We start from the raw sequence: 22,694 nt of genomic DNA, 5'->3' as shown, positions 1-22,694 counted from the left end.
TAGCCACTAGGAAGGAAAGCCCATGCCCAAGGAAATTTCACTCCCTCTCACCGCGCCGTCGGCTGAACTGGATAACACTGAACCACAGCGCTTAGCCGCCATAGACCTGGGTTCTAACAGCTTCCACCTGCTGGTCGCTAACTATCAAAACGAGCGCCTTCAAGTCGTTGCCAGGATGGGTGAAAAGGTTCAGTTAGCCGCTGGGCTAGACGAGAACGGCTATTTAAACGAGGCAGCCATGCAGCGCGCGTTGGACTGTCTGGGCCGCTTTGCACCCTTTCTCAACGACATTGAGGATGCCAATCTGCGCATTGTCGGTACGAATGCGTTGCGCGATGCCTATAACAGCCAAGCGTTTATCGAGCGTGCCGAAGCGCAGCTTGGCCACGCTATCGAAATTATTGCTGGCCGCGAAGAGGCCCGGCTTATTTATTTAGGTGCCGCCCACGCACTAGCCGAAACTGGTCGCCGCTTAATTGTTGATATCGGCGGCGGGTCGACGGAATTTATCATTGGCGAATCCTTCGAGCCCAAAGCACTTGAGAGCTTACGCATGGGCTGCGTCACCTTCAGCAGCCGCTTTTTTCCTGATGGCGAACTTAGTGAAAAGCGTATGCGTCGTGCTGAGCTGTCTGCCCTGTCAGAACTGGCCAACATTCAGCGTCCCTACCTACGCCTTGGCTGGGATGACCCCGTGGGCTCTAGCGGAACGATAAAGGCTGCTGCGAGCGTGTTATATGCTTACGGCGATTCGCCCCAAGAAGGTGTTATCACCCGTAGTGGATTGAAAAAGCTGCGTGAACGCCTACTAAAATGCAAACAGCTGGAGAAAGTTGAGCTAGATGGTCTAAAACCTGACCGAGCAAAAGTCTTTCCGGCAGGTATCGCCATTTTAAACGCTATTTTTGAAGCCTTTAATCTTTCCCAAATGCGCTTTGCAGACGGCGCCCTGCGCGAAGGAGTGCTTTATGACATGGCGGGACGGAATAGTGCGGAAGATACCCGTTCGAAAAGCCTAGATGCATTGAAGCGGATTTATGATGTTGATTCTCGGCAGGCAGAAAATGTCGCCGACACGGCCCTTCGCCTATTCAATAAAGTAAAAAAAGCCTGGGGGCTAACCCAAGAGCAAGGCCACTATCTTGTCTGGGCAAGTCATGTACATGAAATTGGCTTGGCTATCTCTCATAGTCAATTCCATCGCCACGGCGCCTATTTGCTAGAACATTCCGACTTGGCTGGCTTTTCACGCCCTGAGCAGCGTCTACTGGCATTTTTAGTGCGCGCCCATCGACGCAAGTTTCCGACTAAAGAGTGGCAGGCACTGCCCGCCTCACACCAGGAAGGCTGTGCCAAACTTGCTCGCCTGCTGCGCCTTGCCGTGCTTATTAATCACTCCCGGTCTGAAAATCCCCCGCCGCTACCAGAGATTAACGCGGAGGGTGAAGCACTGCTGATGACGCTACCAACCAGCGACGAACCGACGCTGTTAAGTACCGATATGGAGCAGGAACAGGCCTATATGACAGCGGCTGGATTTACGTTTTCGGTTGCGTAGAGGTAGCGGCAAGAGCAACGCCTTCAGCCTGCCACAATACGTCGGCAGGCGGCTGGATAACGCCCAAGCATGACTCACCTTCCATTACTACAATCAAACGCTCACGCTCCCAGGGCGGCACTCCTCGCTCTTGGAGCAAGCGTTTAACGTCGCGCCGTCCGCGCTCTTTTAACGCCACCACTTCACCACCATGTCGCCAACGCAACGTTACGCGACGCGGCGGCGTCAGCGATACTTCCAGCCTCCCCAAAGGGGTTAGCTGCCCTGGCGTACCCTCCCATTCGGCTTCCCACTTAGGCAGCGGCTTAAGCGGCGCCATGAGATAAAGACGGCGTTGCCAAATCCGTGCGTCTGCCCCTGGCCATTCAACCTTCACCTGGGCGTCATCCGCTGCGTCTAATTGCGCAAGCAGGCTTTCAAGGCGTTTTTGCGGAGGGGTTGGGAGCGCTAGCTGCTTACAAAGCGTACGCACCAGCAGCCGCTGGCGAGGTAAGGAGCGTTGACTAAGCAGCGTAGCATCCATGCAGTGCTCTTCTTGCATCAGCGCTGCCAGCTCTTCCGCGGCATAGGCCGCCAATAGCTGGTCTGCCTCACCGGCATGCTGAGCGCTGTTGGCAAGGGCTCGTGCAGCGCCAGGCCAACGTAGCTGTAATGCTGGCATCACCTGATGGCGTAAGCGATTGCGATCAAACGCGATGTCTCGGTTTGTCGGGTCTTCGCACCAACTGATTGATAATCCATGCGCCGCATCAGCCAACGTCTGTCTGCTGACACTCAACCAGGGGCGCAGCAGAGTGAGCCCCTGCCACTCGCGGCGAAAAGGCATACCCGCCAAGCCACGCACACCACTGCCGCGCAATGCGGCCAGCAGTAGCGTCTCGGCTTGGTCATCTTGGTGCTGGGCTAGCCATAGCGTATCGCCAGCGGGAATATGCGCCATAAACGCCTGGTAGCGCGCTCGACGCGCCGCCCCCTCGATGCCCTCGCCCTGAGCGTCCACAGCAACGTTGGCCGTCACTAGTGATACACCCAGCGTATCGCACAGCGTTTGACAATGCGCTTCAAAGGCGCTGGCTGCCGCCTGTAGGCCATGGTTAATATGAATCGCCCGCAGCGGACGACGTGCGTCTCGGCAAACCTGAGCGGCCAACGTCAGCAGCAGCGAAGAGTCTAGCCCACCGGAAAGCGCTACCCAAATAGTACGCCCCGGCGGGGTCTCCGCCAGGGCGTCATTCAGTAAACGTAACAGCGGCTTAGGCGGCTGGGGCGCCATAGCTCATTAACCGTTTATAGCGGCGCTCCAGTAACGCATCACTATCAAAGCTTTGCAGACGCTCCAGACTATTAGCCAAAGCCTCTTTAACGCGTTCAGCCGTCGTCAGCGGATGGCGATGAGCACCGCCCAGCGGCTCTTTAATTAGCTCATCAACAAAGCCAAGCTCTTTGAGGCGCTCAGCAGTGATTCCCATGGCTTGAGCGGCGTCAGATGCTTTTTCAGCGCTCTTCCAAAGAATAGACGCACAGCCTTCCGGAGAAATAACCGAATAGGTGGAGTACTGCAGCATATGCAGCTCGTCGCACACACCAATCGCCAGCGCGCCACCAGAACCACCTTCCCCCACTACGGTGGAGATAATCGGTGTTTTCAGGCGTGACATCACCGCCAAATTATACGCAATGGCTTCCGACTGACCACGCTCTTCCGCATCGATCCCTGGGTAAGCCCCTGGCGTATCGATAAACGTTAGGATGGGCATTTTAAAGCGTTCGGCCATTTCCATTAAGCGACAGGCTTTACGGTAGCCTTCTGGACGCGGCATGCCAAAGTTGCGACGCACTTTCTCTTTAACATCGCGCCCTTTTTGATGCCCAATGACCATCACCGGCTGGTCATTCAAACGAGCAACACCCCCTACAAGGGCTGCATCATCGGCAAAGTTGCGGTCGCCGTGAAGCTCATCAAAGTCAGTAAAAATATGCTCAAGATAATCCAGCGTATAAGGGCGCTGCGGATGGCGAGATATTTGGGAAACCTGCCAGGGGGTTAAATCCTTGAAGATCGATTCGGTTAACTTACGGCTTTTTTCTTCCAGCCGAGATATCTCATCGGAGAGATTAACTTGGCTATCGGAGCTGACCAAACGCAGCTCCTCAATTTTTGCCTGAAGCTCGGCAATGGGCTGTTCAAAATCGAGATAGTTAGGATTCATCGGCTCTGCCTGTAAGCTGCCTATAAAAAAAGAAGCCTTGTCGAAACGGGCATGTATGAGGGGCATTATCGCACCCTGAACCTGCCACGCAAGGCAGTACCCTTTCAATTAGCGTGCTTCACCGCCATTTAGCACTCAATTTGACGGTGGCACGTGCATGTTTATAGCGTTTGTTAGCGGTAGCGTAGCTGAACGCCAACCTGCCCCTGCACATCACGAAGGGCCAACAATAAGTCGTCGCTGGGAGCTACTTTCCAATCATCGGCCAGCGCCAGCCAGCCAACGGCCGCTGAGTGGCGATACTGCAGCCGCACCGGCAATCCGCCGGTATCGCGGTATGGCGTAAGACTCTCACGCAGGCTATCGACTAAACGCCCGTTGATCTGTTCAGCATCCAATGCAAGCTCTACCGCTTCGCCATAGCGAATCCGTGCGGTCACCATTGGCGTAACGTCTTTGCCGCGCAAGCGCAAACCGCCGGAGAAGTCATCGTTGGATACTTCGCCTTCAACGATAATCACTTGGTCAGATTCTATTTGGCCCCGCAGTTGCTCAAATAGTTCGCCAAACAGGGAAGCTTCGATCCGCCCGGTGCGATCATCCAGCGTGATAAACGCCATGGTATCGCCACGCTTGGACTTCATGGTGCGCATGGCTACCACTAAGCCAGCCACCCGCTGCGGCTCACGAGAGGCCTTCAAATCACTAATGCGAGTAGAGACAAAGCGCTTTAGCTCTCGCTCATATTCATCAATGGGATGGCCGGTCAGATAGAGGCCCAGTGTATCTTTTTCACCAGAAAGGCGCTCACGATCTGTCCATTCACGGGCGCTCTGATACTCAGCGTAAGGGTCCGTTTCTTCCTCTTCCGCAGTAAACGCATCGCCAAACATATCCAGCATACCCAGATTTTGGTTGGCATGGTTTTGAGCAGCAGCTTTCAAGGCGTCTTCCATCGCGGCGGAAAGCACCGCCCGGTTAGGGCCAAGATTATCCAGTGCGCCAGAGCGAATCAGCGCTTCTAGCGTTCGCTTGTTCATCCGTTTTGGATCAAGACGGCGACAAAAATCGAACAGATCTTTAAATGGACCATCGGTGCTACGGGCTTCAACAATCGCACCAATCGGGCCTTCACCGACACCGCGAATGGCCCCCAGGCCGTAAACCACGCGCCCTTCCGTATCAACGGTGAACTTGTAGCCACCGACATTAACATCCGGCGGTGTGACGGTCAGCTTGAGGTGGCGGCACTCTTCAATTAGCGGCACTACCTTGTCCAGGTTATCCATTTCCGTTGACATAACGGCGGCCATAAACGGGCCAGGATAGTGCGCTTTCAACCAGGCGGTTTGATAAGACACCAAGGCGTAGGCGGCAGAGTGCGACTTGTTAAAACCATAACCGGCGAATTTCTCAACAAGATCAAAAATATTGCCAGCAAGATCTTTATCAATACCGTTGGCGGCGCAGCCTTCCATAAAGCCTGAACGCTGCTTGGCCATCTCTTCGGGCTTTTTCTTACCCATGGCGCGGCGCAGCATGTCTGCCTGCCCCAAAGAATAACCGGCCATTACCTGAGCAATCTGCATGACCTGCTCTTGGTACAAAATAATGCCGTATGTCGGGCTGAGTACCGGCTTTAACAGGTCATGCTGATAATCTGGGTGGGGGTAAGAGACTTCGGCACGGCCGTGCTTACGATTGATAAAGTCATCAACCATGCCCGACTGTAGCGGGCCTGGGCGGAATAGCGCCACCAGGGCGATCATATCGTCGAGAGAGTCTGGCAGCAGGCGCTTAATCAGCTCCTTCATACCACGAGATTCCAACTGGAAAACGGCGGTGGTTTCCGCGCGTTTAAGCATCTCAAAGGTTTTGCTGTCGTCCAGCGGGATAGCGTCGATGTTAAGTGGCGCTTGACCGTTTACCCCCCGCACTTTATCGACCATTTCCAGTGCCCAGTCGATAATCGTCAGCGTCCGCAAGCCCAAAAAGTCGAACTTTACTAGCCCAGCGTCTTCGATGTCGTTTTTATCGAACTGCACCACCAGGCCAGAGCCATCTTCATCACACAGCAGCGGCGAGAAATCGGTCAGTTTGGTGGGCGCAATAACGACGCCCCCCGCGTGCTTACCGGTCCCCCGGGTGGTGCCCTCTAGCTTGAGGGCCATTTCCCAGATCTCTTCGGCTTCGTCGTCGTTGCCGATAAACTCTTTCAGTGCCGGTTCTTGCTCTATCGCTTTGGCAAGCGTCATACCCACTTCAAAGGGGATCAGCTTAGAGAGCTTATCGCCCAGGGAGTAAGGCCGCCCCTGGGCGCGCGCCACATCGCGCACCACCGCTTTCGCAGCCATGGTGCCAAAGGTAACAATCTGAGATACCGCATTGCGGCCGTAGCGATTAGCTACATATTCAATCACTTTGTCGCGCTTCTCCATGCAAAAGTCGACGTCAAAGTCAGGCATGGAGACACGCTCAGGATTAAGAAAGCGTTCGAACAGCAGATCGTAGCCAATAGGGTCAAGATCGGTAATTTTTTGCGCGTAAGCCACTAATGAGCCCGCACCGGAACCACGCCCTGGGCCGACTGGCACGTTGTTATCCTTGGCCCACTGGATAAAGTCCATCACGATCAGGAAGTAACCAGGAAAGCCCATTTGGATAATAACGTTCAGTTCAAACTCAAGCCTGTCACGGTAACGTTGATCAATCTCTCGGTAGGCGTCGCTATCGCGGGGGTACTGTTCAACGGGGAACAGAAAATCTAACCGTTCAGTGAGGCCGTCATGGGAGACTTTGCGGAAAAACTCATCCTGAGTCATCCCTTCGGGAATTTCGAACTCAGGTAGGAAAATTTCACCCAACCGTACATCAACGCTACACCGCTCGGCGATCATAACGCTGTTCTCAAGCGCCTCAGGAATATCAGCAAACAGTGCTGCCATCTCCTCAGGGCTTTTTAGGTACTGTTCTTCGGTGTAGCGTCGTTCACGGCGCGGGTCATCCAAGGCCTTGCCTTCACCAATGGCAACGCGGGTTTCATGTGCCCAAAAGTCCTCTCGCTCTAAAAAGCGCACGTCATTGGTCGCGACCACGGGGATATTCGACTCAATCGCCAACTTCACACTCGCGTGAACGCAATCTTCTTCAAGTGGCCGCCCGGTGCGAATTAACTCCAAGTAAAAACGGTCTGGAAAGGCCTGCTGCCACTCCTCTAACAGCTCTCGGGCTTCGCGCTCATGATCAGACAGCAAGTGGCGACCTATCTCGCCTTCACGCCCGCCTGATAGCGCAATCAGTCCTTCGCTTTGCGCTAGCACCCACTGTTTATCCAGAATAGCGCGCCCTTGGCGCTGGCCATCGGTCCACCCTTTAGAAATCAATTCAGTGAGATTGCGGTAACCAACATCGTTCATCGCTAGCAGCGTAATACGATATGGGTGGGCCTCATCATGGGGGTTATATAACCATAAGTCGCTACCGATGATGGGCTTGAGGCCAGCGCCCTGCGCCGCTTTGTAGAACTTAACCAAACCAAACAAGTTAGCTTCATCGGTTAACGCCAGAGCCGGCATCCCGCGCTCAGCGGTGGTACTGACCAGTGACTTGAGTTTTACCAAGCCATCAACCAGGGAGTATTCACTGTGCAAACGTAGATGAACAAACGGAACCGTCATGGGACTCTCAGCAACAAAGCTAGATAAATAGAAAATGCTTACAGCAGCGCTAACTGACGCTGAACCGGCGCAAAGCTCCGGCGGTGTTCGGCAAGCGGCCCGTAGGCAGCCAGTGCCGCTAAATGTTCTTTCGTTGGATAACCTTTATGGCGGGCAAAGCCATAATCAGGATAGCGCAGATCAAGCTCAGTCATCTGAGCATCTCTGGCCACCTTGGCTAAAATTGACGCAGCGGCGATCGCAGGATGGCGGGCATCGCCTTTAACCACCGCTTGCCCAGGAAGCACGTGCCCGGGCAACCGATTACCATCGACCAATAAATAGTCAGCCGCGGGTGTTAAAGCATCAATGGCACGCCGCATAGCAAGATGAGTGGCATGGTAGATATTTAGCTGATCAACCTCAGCAGCACTGGCCTCGGCCACTGCAAACGCTAGCGCACGTTCGCGAATCAGCACATCCAACGCTTCGCGCTTTTTAGCGGTGAGCTTTTTTGAGTCCGTCAGCCCCTCAATAGGGCGACTAGGATCAAGAATCACCGCCGATGCCACAACACTGCCAATCAGAGGCCCACGGCCAACTTCGTCAACGCCCGCTAAGAAGTCACCACGATAGTCGATCACTAAGGGGGGATAGTCAGTCGGCTTAACGGCCATGGTCCACCCCGTTATGGCAAGCTATTGCGTCGCTATCCAACGGCTGGCCCGCTACCAGAGAGGTAATTGCTTGTGCCGCCCGTTGGCTGGCATTGCGCTGTAACGCACAGTGCATATCGGCAAAGCGTGCCTCTAGAGCGTTACGTTCCTGGGCATTATTAAGCATTTCGTCGAGCCGATCAGCGATCATTGCTGGTGAAGCGGCGTCCTGAATCAACTCAGGCACAACGCCCTCTTGAGCAATCAAATTGGGCAGTGAAATCCATTGTGTCTTCACCAAGCGCTTTGCCAGCCAATGAGTTATCGGCGCCATTTTATAAGCCACCAGCATTGACCGATGACATAGCATGGCTTCTAGTGCGGCAGTGCCCGAGGCCAGCAACACAGCATCGCTGGCCACCATCGCCTCACGAGCCTGACCTTCCAAGAGCATGATACGTTCGCTTAGCGTCGGGTAGTTTGCCAAGAGCTGGGTGATTTCTTGATAACGCTGATCGGTCGCTGCGGGAATGACCACACGTAACGCCCCATTACGCTGACAGAGCAGTTCAGCAGCGCGTAAAAATGTATCACCAAGAAAGCGTATTTCATTACCCCGCGAACCAGGCAATATTGCCAGAACAGGAGTTTGAGCAGGCAGTGCGAGTGTTTGGCGAGCCGCTTGGCGATCATTTTCAAGCGGTAATTCATCCGCCAATGGATGACCAACAAAAGCAACCGGCACCTGATGCCGATGGTAAAAGTCAGCCTCAAACGGCAGTAGCGTCAACATGCCATCAACCGCCTTGGCGATCTTTTTCACCCGCCCTTGCCGCCAAGCCCATACCGAAGGGCTGACATAATGAGCGGTCTTTAACCCGGCCGCCCGCAGCTGTTTTTCAAGGCCAATATTGAAGTCAGGCGCGTCAATGCCAATCATAATATCCGGCTGCCAAGCGAGCGCTTCTTCGCGCAGCGTGCGACGCACGCGGATCAGCTCGGGCAGGTGCTTGATGACTTCAACAAGCCCCATCACCGATAATGTTTCAAGGGGAAAGCGACTCGTCAGGCCCTGCGCTTCCATACGAGGACCACCCAGCCCACGAAACTCAATGTTGGGGTGGCGCAGCTTCAGCTCGTGCATCAACCCTGCCCCAAGGATATCCCCGGAGAGTTCGCCTGCAACAATGTAGACGCGCTGAAGTGTCATGATGACGGGAGAAGTAGTGGCATTTGAATCCATCGTTGATGTCGGCTAGACATCAATGTCATTAGCGGACGATACCGCGCGTTGACCGCTCAATAGAGTCGGCAAACGTGGTGACTTCGGGCAGGTCGAATCGGCTGCGCATTTCGCTAACCGCCTGCTCGACAGTTAAGCCTTGGCGGTATACCAGTTTGTAGGCACTGCTTAATGCATTGATCGCGTCTCGACTAAAGCCGCGGCGCTTCAAGCCAACAAGATTAAGCCCTCGCGCTTCAGCAGGGTTACCATTGATCATCACATAGGCGGGCGTGTCTTTGGTAATAATCGACCCGCCTCCGGCCATCGCATGTTCACCAAAGTGACAAAACTGGTGAACAGCCGCAAGGCCACCCAGAATAGCGTGATCACCGAGAACAACATGACCTGCCAACGTGACTTGGTTAGCTAGGATACAGTCGTTGCCAATCACACAGTCATGACCGACATGAACATACGCCATAAATAGGTTACGCGAGCCGATAGTGGTTTCGCCGCGATCCTGCACGGTACCACGATGGAGGGTAACGCCTTCACGTACAACGTTATCATCCCCCATTACCAACCGTGTTGGCTCGCCGGCATATTTTTTGTCTTGGCAGTCTTCTCCTACCGAAGCAAACTGAAAAATTCGCGTCCGTTCACCGAGAACGGTAGGCCCTTTAATCACCACGTGGGGGCCTATCACAGAGCCAGCGCCAATCGTGACGTCTGGCCCAATAACACTAAACGGGCCAACCTCAACGTCGTCAGCAAGCTGCGCTTTGGGATCAACCAGTGCAGTAGGATGTATCAAGCGACCTTCCTCTCAGCACAAATAATTTCCGCCTCGCAGGCTAATTCACCATCAACCGTGGCACGGCAGGCGAACTTCCAAATACCACGTTTCCCACGGATGACATTGGCTTCCAAGACTAACTGGTCCCCCGGCATAACAGGGCGCTTGAAGCGCACATTATCGCTTCCTACTAGATAGTACACATAGCCGTCAGCAGGCAGCTTATTGACCGTTTTAAAGCCTAAAATACCGCACACCTGAGCCAGCGCTTCTAAGACTAAAACACCTGGCATAATGGGATGATGCGGGAAATGGCCATTAAAAAACGGCTCATTAATACTGACATTTTTGTACGCAACGATGGATTCACCCACGGTTAATTGCGTTACTCGATCCACCAGCAAAAACGGGTAGCGATGAGGCAAGTATTCGCGAATTTCGTTAATATCCATAACCATCGTAACGACCTCTAAAATGACAAAAGGCCCGAATCATATCAGGCACGCGCCAGCAAAGTTGCTGGTTAAAAAGCAGTGAATTATAACCTGCTGCTATGCAGCCTCAAGCTAGCTGTAGCTATATTGCTGGCAAAACTCTACTTGCTGCGATGGCTTTTCTCTAAACGAGATAAACGCTTGGCTATTTCATCTAGCTGTTTAAATCGCACCGCATTCTTGCGCCATTGGGTATTATTCATGGCACCAGTACCCGATGAATAGACACCTGGTTCATGAATCGAATTGGTCACTAGACTCATCCCCGTTACCTGCACACCGTCACAAATAGTCAGGTGTCCGGACAGTCCAACGCCCCCTCCGAGCATACAGTGCTTACCCACTGTCGTGGAGCCAGCAATGCCAACACATCCCGCTAATGCGCTGTGATCACCAATGATCACGTTATGCGCAATCTGTACCTGGCTATCGATTTTTACATCGTTGCCAATGATGGTGTCTCCCAACGCGCCACGGTCAATGCTTGAGCAACTGCCGACTTCAACATCATCGCCTAGCACAACCCCGCCTAATTGAGCGATTTTGTGCCATCCGGCCCCGTCATGGGCAAAGCCGAATCCATCACCACCGATCACACAGCCGCTTTGCAAAATCACTCGCTTGCCCACAACAACACCGTGGCAAACAGTCACGTTGGCGTGTAGCCGAGTATCATCGCCAACCACACTATCGGCACCAATCACACTACCAGCACCAACAACCACACGCTCACCTAACACGACACCTGCTTCAATCACCGCATGCGCTTGAACAGACACACCGTTGCCCAACATAGCGTCATCCGCTACAACAGCGGTGGGGTGAATACCAGTCACATCCCGAGCAGGTAACGGATCAAATAGCTGGGAAAGCTTTGCGTAACCTAAATAAGGATTCGCCATCTCTAAACGCGGAACAGGGCAATTCTTGCCATGCTCAGGATGAAGCAGCACCGCCGCTGCTTTTGTGGTTGCTAGATCTTTTAAATACGCACGATTAGCGAGAAAGGCGACTTGATCAGGCGCTGCCTCTTTAAGCGTTGCGAGACCCCGAATCGGCTGTTCGGCGTCGCCTTCAAAATCGACGTCCAAGTGACGTGCAATATCCGCAAGGGTAAGGTGATGAGGAGCGTGCGTCATGGGAGCCCAGAGAAACATGGGTGCGGGCTAGCCGCACCAACAGTTCTAAAATTAGTTTAGCGAATCAAAAATCTGTGTGACCTCATTAGTCACATTAGGCAGGTCGGTCGATGAGTGCAACACCCCTTGAGGCTCTACCAGAACATCAATGTTGTGACGCTCTAACACCTGCTCTACCGCTTGTTCCAGCTTGGGCTCAGCGCCTTCAAGGAACCGCTGCTCAGATGCTTGCTGCGCTTGGAGCACTTCACGGCGCAGTTGCTCAAAGCGGCTACCCTTCTGCTGAAGTTCAGCAATGAGCGGGTCTCGCTGAGACTGAGACATTGTCTCACCTTCACGCTGCAAACGCTCTTGTATGCGTTGAAGCTCTTCTCCTAACGCTTGAGCCTCGCGCTGCTGGTTACCGATTTGGCCTTCCAGTTGGCTCAACGATGACTGAGCCGACTGTGTATTCATCAACGCAGCACGCCAATCAAGTACTGCCACTTCAGCGGCAATGGCGTAGGCGGGAAGCGTCATGGCGCCAAATAGGCACACAGCTGCTGTCAGTTTACGCATCGTGTTAACTCCTTTTTATTCGGTAGGTACCAACGTATCCCACCATGTTAAAACGTTTGGCCCAGCGAGAACTGGAAGAACTGGGTATCGTCACCGCTTTTATCGCTTAACGGTTCTGCCACGCTGAAGGTCAACGGGCCTACCGGCGTTAGCCACGAAAGGCCGATACCAACGCTGTAACGCAAGTCGCCCAGGTCGACTCCAGAACTACATTGCTGACGCCCAATATCTGCTTCCTGCACATCATAGCAAGAACTCAAGAAGGTATTACCTGCGTCGAGGAAGAGCGACGGTTGAATCGCACGCTGGTCTTCCACAAAGGGCATTGGGAAGAGCACTTCTGCCGAGCCTTCTACCAATATATTACCGCCCAACGTACGGTCACGTCCGCCATCTCGAGTCGGTGTTGTACGCTGCCCCAGGGTGTTCGATGTAAAACCACGCACCGAACCTAAGCCACCCGCATAAAAGTTCTCATAGAACGGATAAGGATCATTGCTACCCAGCGTGTCGGCATAGCCTAGATTACCGGTAAACTTCAGCGCCCAAGTCTGGTCATCGTTGATCGGGAATAGCTGTTGGGCACGAGCACGCAGCTTGTAGTATTCCGCATCACTACCAGGGACACCTGCTTCGAGCGATACACGCTGATAGTTACCCGCTGTTGGCATAATGCCACGGTTCAAGTTATTACGTGTCCAGCTTGCCGTTAGCTTCAAGCTTTGTGCGTCATCGCCTTGATCTTCGACGTAACGAATGATTTCTGAGGCAGAGTCGTCATAGGTTTTAATCGTGAGTTCTTCAATACTGGCGCCAAAGTTCAGACGGGAAAGCTCGCTGATGGGATAACCGAAGTTAATACCAGCACCGTAAGCATCGGTGGAGAACGTCGAAATATCGGAGTCGCCGTAATCCGTTTCCCGATAAAACAGGTTATAACCGCGCGAAATACCATCCAGTGTCCAGTAGGGATCCGTAAATGCAAAGTTAACACTGGTAAACGTATCACTACGTTGCGCGCCTACGTTGACGCGGTTACCGGTACCTAGGAAGTTATTTTGCGCCAAACCGACGCCATAAATCACCCCTGCACTTTGCGAGAAGCCGACACTGGCAGATACCGAGCCAGACGGTTGCTCTTCGACGTTATACGTTACGTCTAGCAAGTCGGGCTGCCCCGGAACCGGTTGTGTATCAACCTCTACTTGACTGAAGAAGCCAAGACGCTCCAAGCGTTGACGCGACTGAGTAATCGACTCAGTCGAGGCAGGCGCACCTTCTAACTGGATCATTTCTCGACGCAATACTTCGTCTTGCGTTGTGGTATTGCCGTAAAACTCAATACGACGTACATAAGTTCGCTGACCAGGGTTGACCGCGATCACTAAATCAACCGTTTCACCATCACCGGCCATTTCAGGGATACCTTGAACTTCAGCAAACGCAAAGCCTTCCGCCCCAAGACGCTGACGAAGTGCTTCAGTAGACGCGTTGAGATCCCCACGAGAGAACGTATCACCACGGCTAATGGTCAGTAGTTCGTTCGCTTCGTTTTCGCTAATTTGCAGGTCACCTGCAAAACGAATGTCGCCTACTTGGAACTGATTGCCTTCATCAATATTTAACGTGATGAAGATCTCTGACTTTTCAGGACCAATGGAAACCTGTGTTGAGGTGACATCAAAATTGACGTAACCACGATCCAAGTAAAAGGAGCGTAGCCGCTCAATGTCCCCTGCCAGCGCTTCGCGGGAATACTCATCTTTAGAGAACCAACCAAAAACACGCCCGGGCCGATCATTTAGCTCAAATACGTCGCGCAGTGTGTCATCGTCGAACGCTTCATTGCCCACGATGTTGATCTGGCGGATTTTAGCGACTTCGCCTTCATTAACATTGATATTAACCTGAACACGGCCTTCATCAATTTCGTCAACTTCAACATCGATACCGGCGCTGTAGCGCCCCTGAGCTTGATAAACCCCTTCAAGCTCACGCTGAATCTCTTCCAATGTGGAAAGCTGGAGCACCTGCCCCTCGGAAAGACCTGATTCGCGTAGGCCGTTGCGTAGATCTTCATCAGAAATCTGCTGATTCCCTTCGATGTTCAAGCGCGCGATGGTCGGCCGCTCAACCACCTGGATAACCAACACATCCCCCTCGCGCGCAAGGGAAACATCTTCAAACAAGCCTGTGGCAAACAAATCTCGCGCAGCGGCAGCAAGCTGCTGTTCGCTAACGCGATCATTGGCATTGACGGGAAACGCATTAAAGACCGAGGCAGCAGATACCCGCTGCAGTCCTTCCACACGAATGTCGGAAACATCAAAGGATTGTGCTTGGGCACTGCTGGTACCTACCAGCAACAATGCCGCCATTCCAAGGGTCTTGATTTTCATGCAGTCAGTTCGCTCGCGTTGGTCTGCCCATCATTCCAGATAGGCACCATATACATTTGTGCAGGCAGATGACAAGGCATCCAGCGCCCTACACGCGTCATTACCACAGGCGCATCAGATCAAAATAGAGAGCCATCAACATTAGGGTGCCTACCATGGCAAGCCCAATACGCAACCCTACTGCTTGCATTTGCTCAGAGACCGGCCGCCCACGCACGACCTCTATAAAATAATAAAGTAAATGCCCACCATCGAGCACGGGTATTGGCAGTAGATTAAGTACGCCAAGGCTGATAGAAAGATACGCTAGAAAGCCTACGAACGCTTCCATCCCCGCACGAGCAGAGTCACCTGATATCTGCGCGATGGTAATCGGCCCCGAAAGGTTCGATGGTGAAATAAGCCCCACCAGCATCTTACGGATAGCATCTACTGTCAGCAGCGTCATCTCACCTGTACGTGATAACGCTTGACCTACCGCCTCTACAGGCCCGTAACGAATTTCACGTTGAAATTCTTCAGGCCATGTTACCTGCTGCGCTCCGGCACCAATGTACCCAACCTCGCCGCCACTCTCCAGCGTATTACGTCCAGGGGTTAAGGAAAGGCTACCCTGCTCATCACCACGCAGGTAACCCACCTCTAAGGTTTGACCTGCATTCTCACGAATAACCGAGACAAACTGCATCCAGTCGTCAATTGGCTCGCCATCCAGAGACACAATACGATCACCCGCTCGCAGGCCAGCTTGTGCAGCCGCCTGGCCATCAATCACTTGGCCTAGCACCGCGGGTACGTTCGGGCGCCAAGGCGTAATGCCCAAACTTTGCATTGGCTGGGGCGGGTCCTGGCGAACCATGTAGTTGGCCACAGGAAGCTGATAAACCCGTGAGGCACTCGCCCCTTCAGGCTGTGCCTCAAGCACCAAGTCGCCATTAAACCCGATCATGGAGACAAGCTTTAAATTAATCTCTTCCCAGGAGCGCATAGCATCTCCCTGGATAGAGGTAATCTCTGCGCCGTGAGAAAGCCCTGCCGCTGCCGCAGGAGAGTTAGGATCAACATCGCCAACAATAGGAGCAACGGTTGTAGTTCCTGCAACGAATAGCGCCCAGTAAGCTACAATCGCAAGTAAAAAATTTGCAATCGGGCCAGCGGCAACAATAGCGATACGCTGCCATACGGTTTTGCGGTTAAACGCCTGATCTAATTGCTCTTCAGGTACAGGCGCTTCGCGCTCGTCGAGCATTTTTACGTAACCGCCTAGCGGTACGGCCGCCACCACGAACTCTGTGCCGTGACGATCAAAGGTCGACCATAGCGGCTTACCAAAGCCGACTGAGAAACGTAGCACCTTTACACCGCAGCGCCGCGCCACCCAAAAATGGCCGAACTCGTGAAAGGTTACCAACACCCCCAGTACCACGATCACCGCTAATATGTTCTGTATCAGGCCCACTCTTCGCTCCTTTACACGACTCGCTGATCAACGATGGCTGATGCTAAGCGAACTACTGGCATACTATTAGCGCCGCCTGCTCCCGTGCCCACTGATCTGCAGATAATATCTGCTCAAGCGTGTCGGCACGCCCTTCAAACGGTAGAGCCATCACTTTTGCCACTACGTCAGCAATCGCGCTGAAGCCAAGCTGTCCTTCCAGAAAAGCCTCCACGGCGACCTCATTCGCCGCATTCAAAATCGCCGGTGCAGCGCCGCCCTTGTGCATAGCATCGCGGGCGAGCGACAAGCAGGGAAAAAGCGCTTCATCGGGGGCTTCGAAATCCAGACGCGCCACCTGAAAAAGATCCAGCGTCTCAACCCCCGCATCAATCCGTTCCGGCCATGCCAATCCATAAGCAATAGGCGTACGCATATCAGGATTACCCAGCTGCGCAATCACCGAACCATCATCATAGGCAACCATCGAGTGAATAACGCTTTGCGGATGCACCACTACCTGTATCTGATCAGGCGTTGCATCAAATAGCCAGCACGCTTCAATAAGCTCTAAGCCTTTATTCATCAACGTCGCGCTATCGACGGAGATTTTGCGCCCCATTGACCAGTTAGGATGATGACAAGCCTGCTCAGGGGTCACCTTAGCGATATCTTCTGCCTGCCAGCCACGAAAAGGGCCACCAGAGGCGGTGAGCAGCAGCTGGCGAACACCATGCTGACGCAATCCACCTCTATGCTCGGTAGGTAGACATTGGTAAATAGCATTATGTTCGGAATCAATCGGCAATAACGTTGCACCTGAGCGAGCAACAGCGTCCATAAACAGCGCGCCACTCATCACTAGAGCTTCTTTATTGGCCAACAGTACGCGTTTACCTGACTCGGCAGCTGCTAGCGCAGGTAGCAGGCCCGCTGCGCCAACAATAGCGGCCATCACGGTATCCACTTGCCTTTCTCGCGCCACCTGGCAAAGCGCTATAGCTCCCGAAAGAACCTTAGTAGAGAGCCCTGACGTTAAAAGTGCTTGCTGCAACCAGGCCGCATCCTCAGGATCATTTAATACAGCGACTTCTGGGTGATGAAAGCGGCATTGCGCTAAGAGCACTTCTTTTGAGGTATGAGCCGTTAAAGCATAAACGCGATAACGGTCTGGATATTGAGCAATGACATCAAGGGTGCTTTTACCAATTGAGCCTGTTGAGCCAAGCACTGTAATACGCTGAACAGCTGGTTGGCTCATAGGGCGTTCACTTGGAGATGGATCACCTGCAAATAGAACAGCGCGAAAATAGGCACTGCTGCCGTCAGGCTATCAATACGATCCAGTACGCCGCCATGGCCTGGCAAGAGCTGGCTTGAATCTTTGATGTCCCGATAGCGCTTGAGCATACTTTCCAACAGATCACCAAGCACTGAAACCAGCGTCACCAGACCGGTAATCACTATCAGTGCAATACCGCCCATAAGGTTAATGGGCTGCCATACAGCAAACACAATCGCTAGCAATAGTGTGGCCGCAAGACCGCCATAAACACCTTCCCAGGACTTACCTGGGCTCACCTTTGGAGCAAGCTTATTTTTCCCCCAACGCCTGCCAGCAAAGTAGGCGCCAATATCAGCGGTCCAGACTAACAACAGCACAAACAGCAGCCAGACAGCGCCACTATCACGGAGCACATTGAACCCTACCCAGCACGGCAGCAGCACCCACACTCCCATGAGCAACCGCCGAGAAGTGGCTTGCCATTGGAGGGCAGTATCGGGGTAGTGGGTCACCCAATAAAGATTAATCCCCCACCCCACAGCAGCCAGCCAAAGCGGCCAAGCGGCAAACGCTGCTCCACCTAGCCACATTGCCAACATTAACACTGCCATAATAGCTACCAGGGCAATTCGCACTCCCTGACGGGCGACACCGGCTAAGTTGGTCCACTCCCAAGCACCTAGCAGCACAATAAACGCTGTAAACAGTGCAAAGGCTCCACCTTGTAGTCCGAACAAGCCAATCAGCGTCAGGGGCGCTAACCAAGCTGCTGTAATCATCCGCTGTTTAAGCACCTTGCGCCTCTATTTGTGCGTCGGTCATACCAAAACGACGGCGACGTAGGCAAAAATCGTCAAGCGCCTCATCAAGTGCCGCCCCGTTAAAATCTGGCCAGAGCAGTGGCGAAAAATGCAGTTCTGCGTAAGCTAACTGCCATAACATAAAGTTAGATAGCCGCTGCTCTCCGCTGGTGCGGATGCATAAATCTACCGGCGGTACATTGTGCGTATTCATCGCCGCATCAAGACGCGCCTCATCAATATCGGAAGCCGCTAACTCACCTGCGGCTACTTGCTCCGCCAACTGTCTAGCCGCTCGCGCAAGATCCCATTGGCCACCGTAGTTGGCCGCAATCACCAGATGCATACCGGTATTCTCTGCGGTTAACGACTCGGCGCGCTGAATATGCTTTTGGATCGCATGGGAAAAACCGCGCTGTTCGCCAATAATTGACAGGCGAATATTACGCTCATTGAGCTTTTTGACTTCGCGCTTAAGCGCCATCAAAAAAAGCTCCATCAAGGCATTCACCTCAGCCGCTGGGCGCTTCCAATTTTCACTTGAAAAAGCAAAAAGACTCAGTGTCTGAACGCCGCGCTGCGCAGCGCGTTCAATAACCGCCCGAACGGCTTCAACACCGGCTCGGTGACCGCGCACTCCGGAAAGCCCACGTGCCCGCGCCCAGCGGTTATTACCATCCATAATAATAGCAACATGGGCTGGCGGTGCCTCCTCGGACCGAGAAGGCGTCGCGCCATCCTGCTGCGCTTGGGGAAGCTGCGGAGACGTCATGGGTTCTCGCACCAAAGATCAGTCATAGTAAAGCCAAGCGATGACCCACGGGCAGCCAAGCCCCCCGTGGTTGATTGAAAGCAGTTAGCTATTTTTAGACTAATAACTACACCTGCATGAGATCTTGTTCTTTTGCGGCAAGCGCTTTATCGACCTCAGCAATATACTTATCCGTCAACTTCTGGATTTCGTCTTCACCCTGACGCTGATCGTCTTCGGTAATTTCTTTATCCTTCAGCAAAGACTTAAAATCACCGTTGGCATCGCGACGTACGTTACGCACCGCCACGCGCGCATGTTCAGCTTCGCTACGCGCCTGCTTGATGTAACCTTTGCGCGTTTCTTCGGTCAACATCGGCATCGGCACACGAATGACATTACCGGCGCTGGCAGGATTAAGCCCCAGATCAGAGGTCATAATTGCCTTTTCAATCTTGGGCACCATGCCCTGCTCCCAAGGCGCCACCGTCAGTGTACGAGCATCTTCCACGTTAACAGAAGCCACTTGATTTAGCGGCACCTGACCACCGTAATAATCAACGGTAACAGCGTCGAGAATACTGGGATGAGCACGCCCCGTACGAATTTTGTTGAAGTTGCTGTTCAGCGCTTCAACGCTTTTCTTCATGCGAGATTCTGCATCTTTCTTGATGTCATTGATCACGATATTACCCTCTGTCTATCAGCGTGCCTTCCTTGCCCCCTACTACCAAATTCAGCAGGGCACCAGGCTTATTCATATCAAATACCCGCACCGGCATATTATGGTCACGTACCAGGCAGATTGCGGTCAAATCCATAACGCCCAACTTTTGGTCTAGGGCATCGTCATAGGAGAGCTGGTCATACTTCACGGCATCGGGATGTTTAACCGGATCTTTATTGTACACGCCGTCTACTTTGGTGGCCTTGATCACCACGTCAACATCTACTTCAATACCACGTAAGCAGGCTGCAGAGTCGGTCGTAAAGAAAGGATTACCCGTACCAGCTGAAAACAGCACCACGTCTCCCGACGTTAAGTAGCGGATGGCGGTGCGGCGGTCGTAATGCTCTACCACACCACTCATGGGAATCGCTGACATTACCCGCGAGCGAATATTGGAGCGCTCAAGCGCATCTCGCATTGCTAACGCATTCATCACGGTTGCCAGCATTCCCATGTGGTCACCCGTCACCCGATCCATGCCGGCTTCATTAAGCGCCGCGCCACGAAATAGGTTTCCACCACCAATCACGATCCCCACCTGAACGCCAATACCAACCAATTGGCCGATCTCTAACGCCATACGATCCAGCACTTTCGGATCAATACCAAAATCGTGCTCACCCATTAGCGCTTCGCCAGACAATTTCAGCAAAATACGTTTGTATTTTGATTTCGACTTTTCAGTCTTGCTGGCAGCAACTGCGGGGGCGGACTCTTGAACTTCACGTGACATGGCATCTCTCCTGAGGCAGACCTGAACACAGGCGGGCGAGACGACCCCAGTTTTTCACAGGGGCCGGATACACAAAAGCGTGCGCTCGCGCGCACGCCATCTTCTTTCTGAAACCTCTGACCTTAGCGACGGCCAGCCTGTTCCATAACTTCTTTAGCAAAGTCGACTTCTTCTTTCTCGATGCCTTCGCCCACTTCAAAGCGAGTGAAGCCAACCACTTCGCCACCCGCCGCTTTCACGAACTCGGCAACGGATTGGTTCGGGTCTTTAACGAACGGCTGTTCGGTCAGGCTGTTCTCGGCCAGGTACTTTTTCAGACGGCCTTGAACCATTTTCTCAGCGATCTGCTCAGGCTTACCGGCCATGTCCGGCTGGGCCAGAATAATCGCTTTTTCTTTATCCAGCTCTTCCTGCGGCATATCTTCAGGGTGCGCAACCGACGGATTGATCGCTGCAACGTGCATAGCAACGTCTTTAGCAACTTCCGAGTTACCACCTTTCAGAACGGTCAAGACGCCGATACGGCCGCCGTGAACGTATTCGCCTACAAGGCCACCTTCAACAGCGTTCACAACAACGGCACGACGCACACCGATGTTCTCGCCGATTTTCTGTACCAGCTGCTCACGAGTAGACTCGAGGTCGCCAGCCATTACTGCTGCAACGTCTTCATTTTTCGCCGCAAAGAACGCATCCGCGATCTTGTTGGTGAAAGCGATGAAGTTGTCGTCACGGGCAACGAAATCAGTTTCGGAGTTGATCTCGACCATTACGCCGTAGCTGCCGTCTTCTGCTACGCGAGTAACAACGGCACCTTCTGCAGCGGTACGACCCGCTTTTTTCGCGGCTTTAAGGCCAGAGCTTTTACGCAGGTTCTCGATTGCAACGTCGATATCACCGCCGGCTTCAGTAAGTGCTTTTTTACACTCCATCATGCCAAGACCGGTACGTTCGCGCAGTTCCTTAACCTGAGAGGCGCTGATAGCAGCCATGAGTTTTCACCTCGGAAATGGTTCTAGCTGAAAGTTAAACGCGCTACAGAGTATAGGCTCGGTAGATGACCGTTGCGTATCACTTTGTAGAGCATTCGCCGGCATTAAGCGTCCGGCATAATCGGCCCACTTGAGCGAACTCAAAGCGGGAAAAAGGGGGCATAAGGCCCCCTCTTAAACATGATGCGGCTTATCTGGCCGCCGCACCACTGCAACCGTTACTCGGCAGCAGCGTCAGTGTCGGCAGAAGCGGCTTCTTCAGTCACTTCAACAAACTCTTCCGGACGACCTTCTTTTGCACGACCACACGCGTCAGCAATTGCTTTCACGTAGATCTGAATAGCGCGGATGGAGTCGTCGTTACCCGGGATCACGTAATCAACGCCATCTGGGTTTGAGTTGGTATCTACCACACCAATAACCGGAATACCCAGTTTGTTGGCTTCGTTGATCGCGATGCGCTCGTGGTCAACATCGATAACGAACAGCGCGTCAGGAAGGCCGCCCATGTTCTTGATACCACCGATAGAACGCTCAAGCTTCTCTTGCTCGCGAGTTGCCATCAAGACTTCTTTCTTGGTCAGCTTCTCGAACGTGCCGTCTTCGCGCATGGTTTCAAGATCACGCAGACGCTTGATGGACTGACGAATGGTCTTGAAGTTAGTCAGCATACCACCCAACCAGCGATGGTTGACGAACGGCTGGTTAACGCGGTTTGCTTCTTCCTTGATGATCTTGCTAGCGCTGCGCTTGGTGCCAACAAACAAAATTTTGTTGTTGGATGCCGCCATCTTCTCAACCACGCCGATCGCTTCGTTCAGCGCCGGCAAAGTGTGCTCGAGGTTGATGATATGAATCTTGTTGCGCGCGCCGAAGATGAATTTACCCATCTTCGGATTCCAGTACTTAGTTTGGTGACCGAAGTGAGCACCTGCTTTCAGCAGGTCACGCATATTAACGTGAGACATGATAAAACTCCTGAAACTCGGGTTAGGCCTCCACGCACCCCATGGATCCGACCAGTGGCATCGTCAGACGCTGCCAGCGGCACCCGGGACCATGTGCCGGTGCATGTGTGTTTTCAAGGCTTGCTGTTTAGTAACACAGATTTCTGCATTACGTTTAAATAGCCTTTCTGCAGATGACCAACTGACAAAGAAGCATCGGATGGCGATTGCAGGAAAGCGCGCGGCTTTATACCATAGATCATTACCAAGATGAAGTCACAGCGCATGTAACGGTCTTAATTTACCGCTCACCATTGCCGTTCACCA

General features: G+C 53.1%; 19 protein-coding genes. 1 reads left to right on the top strand and 18 read right to left on the bottom strand.

The annotated features are described in order from the left end of the window. The first annotated feature begins 22 nt into the window (after positions 1 to 22). The gene (ppx, locus tag NDQ72_02925) at positions 23 to 1,558 is read left to right on the top strand and encodes an exopolyphosphatase (GenBank protein ID WKD28909.1); all 1,536 of its coding nucleotides are present in this window, start codon (positions 23 to 25) and stop codon (positions 1,556 to 1,558) included. Here the strand turns inward: ppx and tilS are convergent. The 18 genes from tilS to rpsB form a co-directional block, all read right to left on the bottom strand. Further along, positions 1,539 to 2,831 (bottom strand): tRNA lysidine(34) synthetase TilS, encoded by a 1,293-nt coding sequence (gene tilS, locus NDQ72_02920; protein WKD28908.1) that lies wholly within the window; start codon positions 2,829 to 2,831, stop codon positions 1,539 to 1,541. The genes ppx and tilS overlap by 20 nt on opposite strands. After that, positions 2,812 to 3,768, bottom strand: coding sequence for an acetyl-CoA carboxylase carboxyltransferase subunit alpha (locus NDQ72_02915; protein WKD30341.1), 957 nt, complete (start codon positions 3,766 to 3,768; stop codon positions 2,812 to 2,814). Before NDQ72_02915 ends, tilS begins: the two co-directional genes overlap by 20 nt. A 173-nt stretch (positions 3,769 to 3,941) precedes the next feature. After that, on the bottom strand, positions 3,942 to 7,445 hold the full coding sequence (gene dnaE / locus NDQ72_02910; GenBank protein ID WKD28907.1) for a DNA polymerase III subunit alpha: 3,504 nt from the start codon (positions 7,443 to 7,445) through the stop codon (positions 3,942 to 3,944). A gap of 38 nt (positions 7,446 to 7,483) precedes the next feature. Further along, positions 7,484 to 8,101: a ribonuclease HII gene (gene rnhB, locus NDQ72_02905; GenBank protein ID WKD28906.1), complete on the bottom strand. Its 618-nt coding sequence runs from the start codon at positions 8,099 to 8,101 to the stop codon at positions 7,484 to 7,486. Continuing rightward, positions 8,091 to 9,290, bottom strand: coding sequence for a lipid-A-disaccharide synthase (lpxB, locus tag NDQ72_02900; GenBank protein ID WKD30340.1), 1,200 nt, complete (start codon positions 9,288 to 9,290; stop codon positions 8,091 to 8,093). The genes rnhB and lpxB overlap by 11 nt, the downstream gene beginning before the upstream one ends. Positions 9,291 to 9,351: 61 nt before the next feature. Beyond that, positions 9,352 to 10,119: an acyl-ACP--UDP-N-acetylglucosamine O-acyltransferase gene (gene lpxA / locus NDQ72_02895; protein ID WKD28905.1), complete on the bottom strand. Its 768-nt coding sequence runs from the start codon at positions 10,117 to 10,119 to the stop codon at positions 9,352 to 9,354. After that, positions 10,116 to 10,559, bottom strand: a complete 444-nt coding sequence (gene fabZ, locus NDQ72_02890; GenBank protein WKD28904.1) for a 3-hydroxyacyl-ACP dehydratase FabZ — start codon at positions 10,557 to 10,559, stop codon at positions 10,116 to 10,118. The genes lpxA and fabZ overlap by 4 nt, the downstream gene beginning before the upstream one ends. Positions 10,560 to 10,696: 137 nt before the next feature. Beyond that, positions 10,697 to 11,734, bottom strand: a complete 1,038-nt coding sequence (gene lpxD / locus NDQ72_02885; GenBank protein ID WKD28903.1) for a UDP-3-O-(3-hydroxymyristoyl)glucosamine N-acyltransferase — start codon at positions 11,732 to 11,734, stop codon at positions 10,697 to 10,699. A gap of 51 nt (positions 11,735 to 11,785) precedes the next feature. Then, positions 11,786 to 12,292 (bottom strand): OmpH family outer membrane protein, encoded by a 507-nt coding sequence (locus NDQ72_02880; protein ID WKD28902.1) that lies wholly within the window; start codon positions 12,290 to 12,292, stop codon positions 11,786 to 11,788. A gap of 47 nt (positions 12,293 to 12,339) precedes the next feature. Further along, on the bottom strand, positions 12,340 to 14,670 hold the full coding sequence (gene bamA, locus NDQ72_02875; protein WKD30339.1) for an outer membrane protein assembly factor BamA: 2,331 nt from the start codon (positions 14,668 to 14,670) through the stop codon (positions 12,340 to 12,342). Positions 14,671 to 14,791: 121 nt separating this feature from the next. Further along, positions 14,792 to 16,150 (bottom strand): sigma E protease regulator RseP, encoded by a 1,359-nt coding sequence (gene rseP / locus NDQ72_02870; protein ID WKD28901.1) that lies wholly within the window; start codon positions 16,148 to 16,150, stop codon positions 14,792 to 14,794. A gap of 52 nt (positions 16,151 to 16,202) precedes the next feature. Next, positions 16,203 to 17,390 (bottom strand): 1-deoxy-D-xylulose-5-phosphate reductoisomerase, encoded by a 1,188-nt coding sequence (ispC, locus tag NDQ72_02865; protein ID WKD28900.1) that lies wholly within the window; start codon positions 17,388 to 17,390, stop codon positions 16,203 to 16,205. Next, the gene (locus NDQ72_02860) at positions 17,387 to 18,208 is read right to left on the bottom strand and encodes a phosphatidate cytidylyltransferase (GenBank protein ID WKD28899.1); all 822 of its coding nucleotides are present in this window, start codon (positions 18,206 to 18,208) and stop codon (positions 17,387 to 17,389) included. The genes ispC and NDQ72_02860 overlap by 4 nt, the downstream gene beginning before the upstream one ends. Beyond that, on the bottom strand, positions 18,201 to 18,986 hold the full coding sequence (gene uppS, locus NDQ72_02855; GenBank protein WKD28898.1) for a polyprenyl diphosphate synthase: 786 nt from the start codon (positions 18,984 to 18,986) through the stop codon (positions 18,201 to 18,203). The genes NDQ72_02860 and uppS overlap by 8 nt, the downstream gene beginning before the upstream one ends. A 106-nt stretch (positions 18,987 to 19,092) precedes the next feature. Then, entirely contained in the window at positions 19,093 to 19,650 is a 558-nt protein-coding gene (gene frr / locus NDQ72_02850; protein ID WKD28897.1) for a ribosome recycling factor, read from the bottom strand. A gap of 4 nt (positions 19,651 to 19,654) precedes the next feature. After that, positions 19,655 to 20,428 (bottom strand): UMP kinase, encoded by a 774-nt coding sequence (gene pyrH / locus NDQ72_02845; GenBank protein ID WKD28896.1) that lies wholly within the window; start codon positions 20,426 to 20,428, stop codon positions 19,655 to 19,657. A 122-nt stretch (positions 20,429 to 20,550) separates the two neighbouring features. Further along, positions 20,551 to 21,420, bottom strand: coding sequence for a translation elongation factor Ts (tsf, locus tag NDQ72_02840; protein ID WKD28895.1), 870 nt, complete (start codon positions 21,418 to 21,420; stop codon positions 20,551 to 20,553). A 218-nt stretch (positions 21,421 to 21,638) separates the two neighbouring features. Beyond that, the gene (rpsB, locus tag NDQ72_02835; GenBank protein WKD28894.1) at positions 21,639 to 22,388 is read right to left on the bottom strand and encodes a 30S ribosomal protein S2; all 750 of its coding nucleotides are present in this window, start codon (positions 22,386 to 22,388) and stop codon (positions 21,639 to 21,641) included. Between the last annotated feature and the right edge of the window lie 306 nt (positions 22,389 to 22,694).

This window comes from Halomonas sp. KG2 (assembly GCA_030440445.1).
GTDB lineage: Bacteria > Pseudomonadota > Gammaproteobacteria > Pseudomonadales > Halomonadaceae > Vreelandella.
Note: the sequence above shows the minus strand (reverse complement) of the source record. Positions and strands in the feature narration are given on the sequence as shown.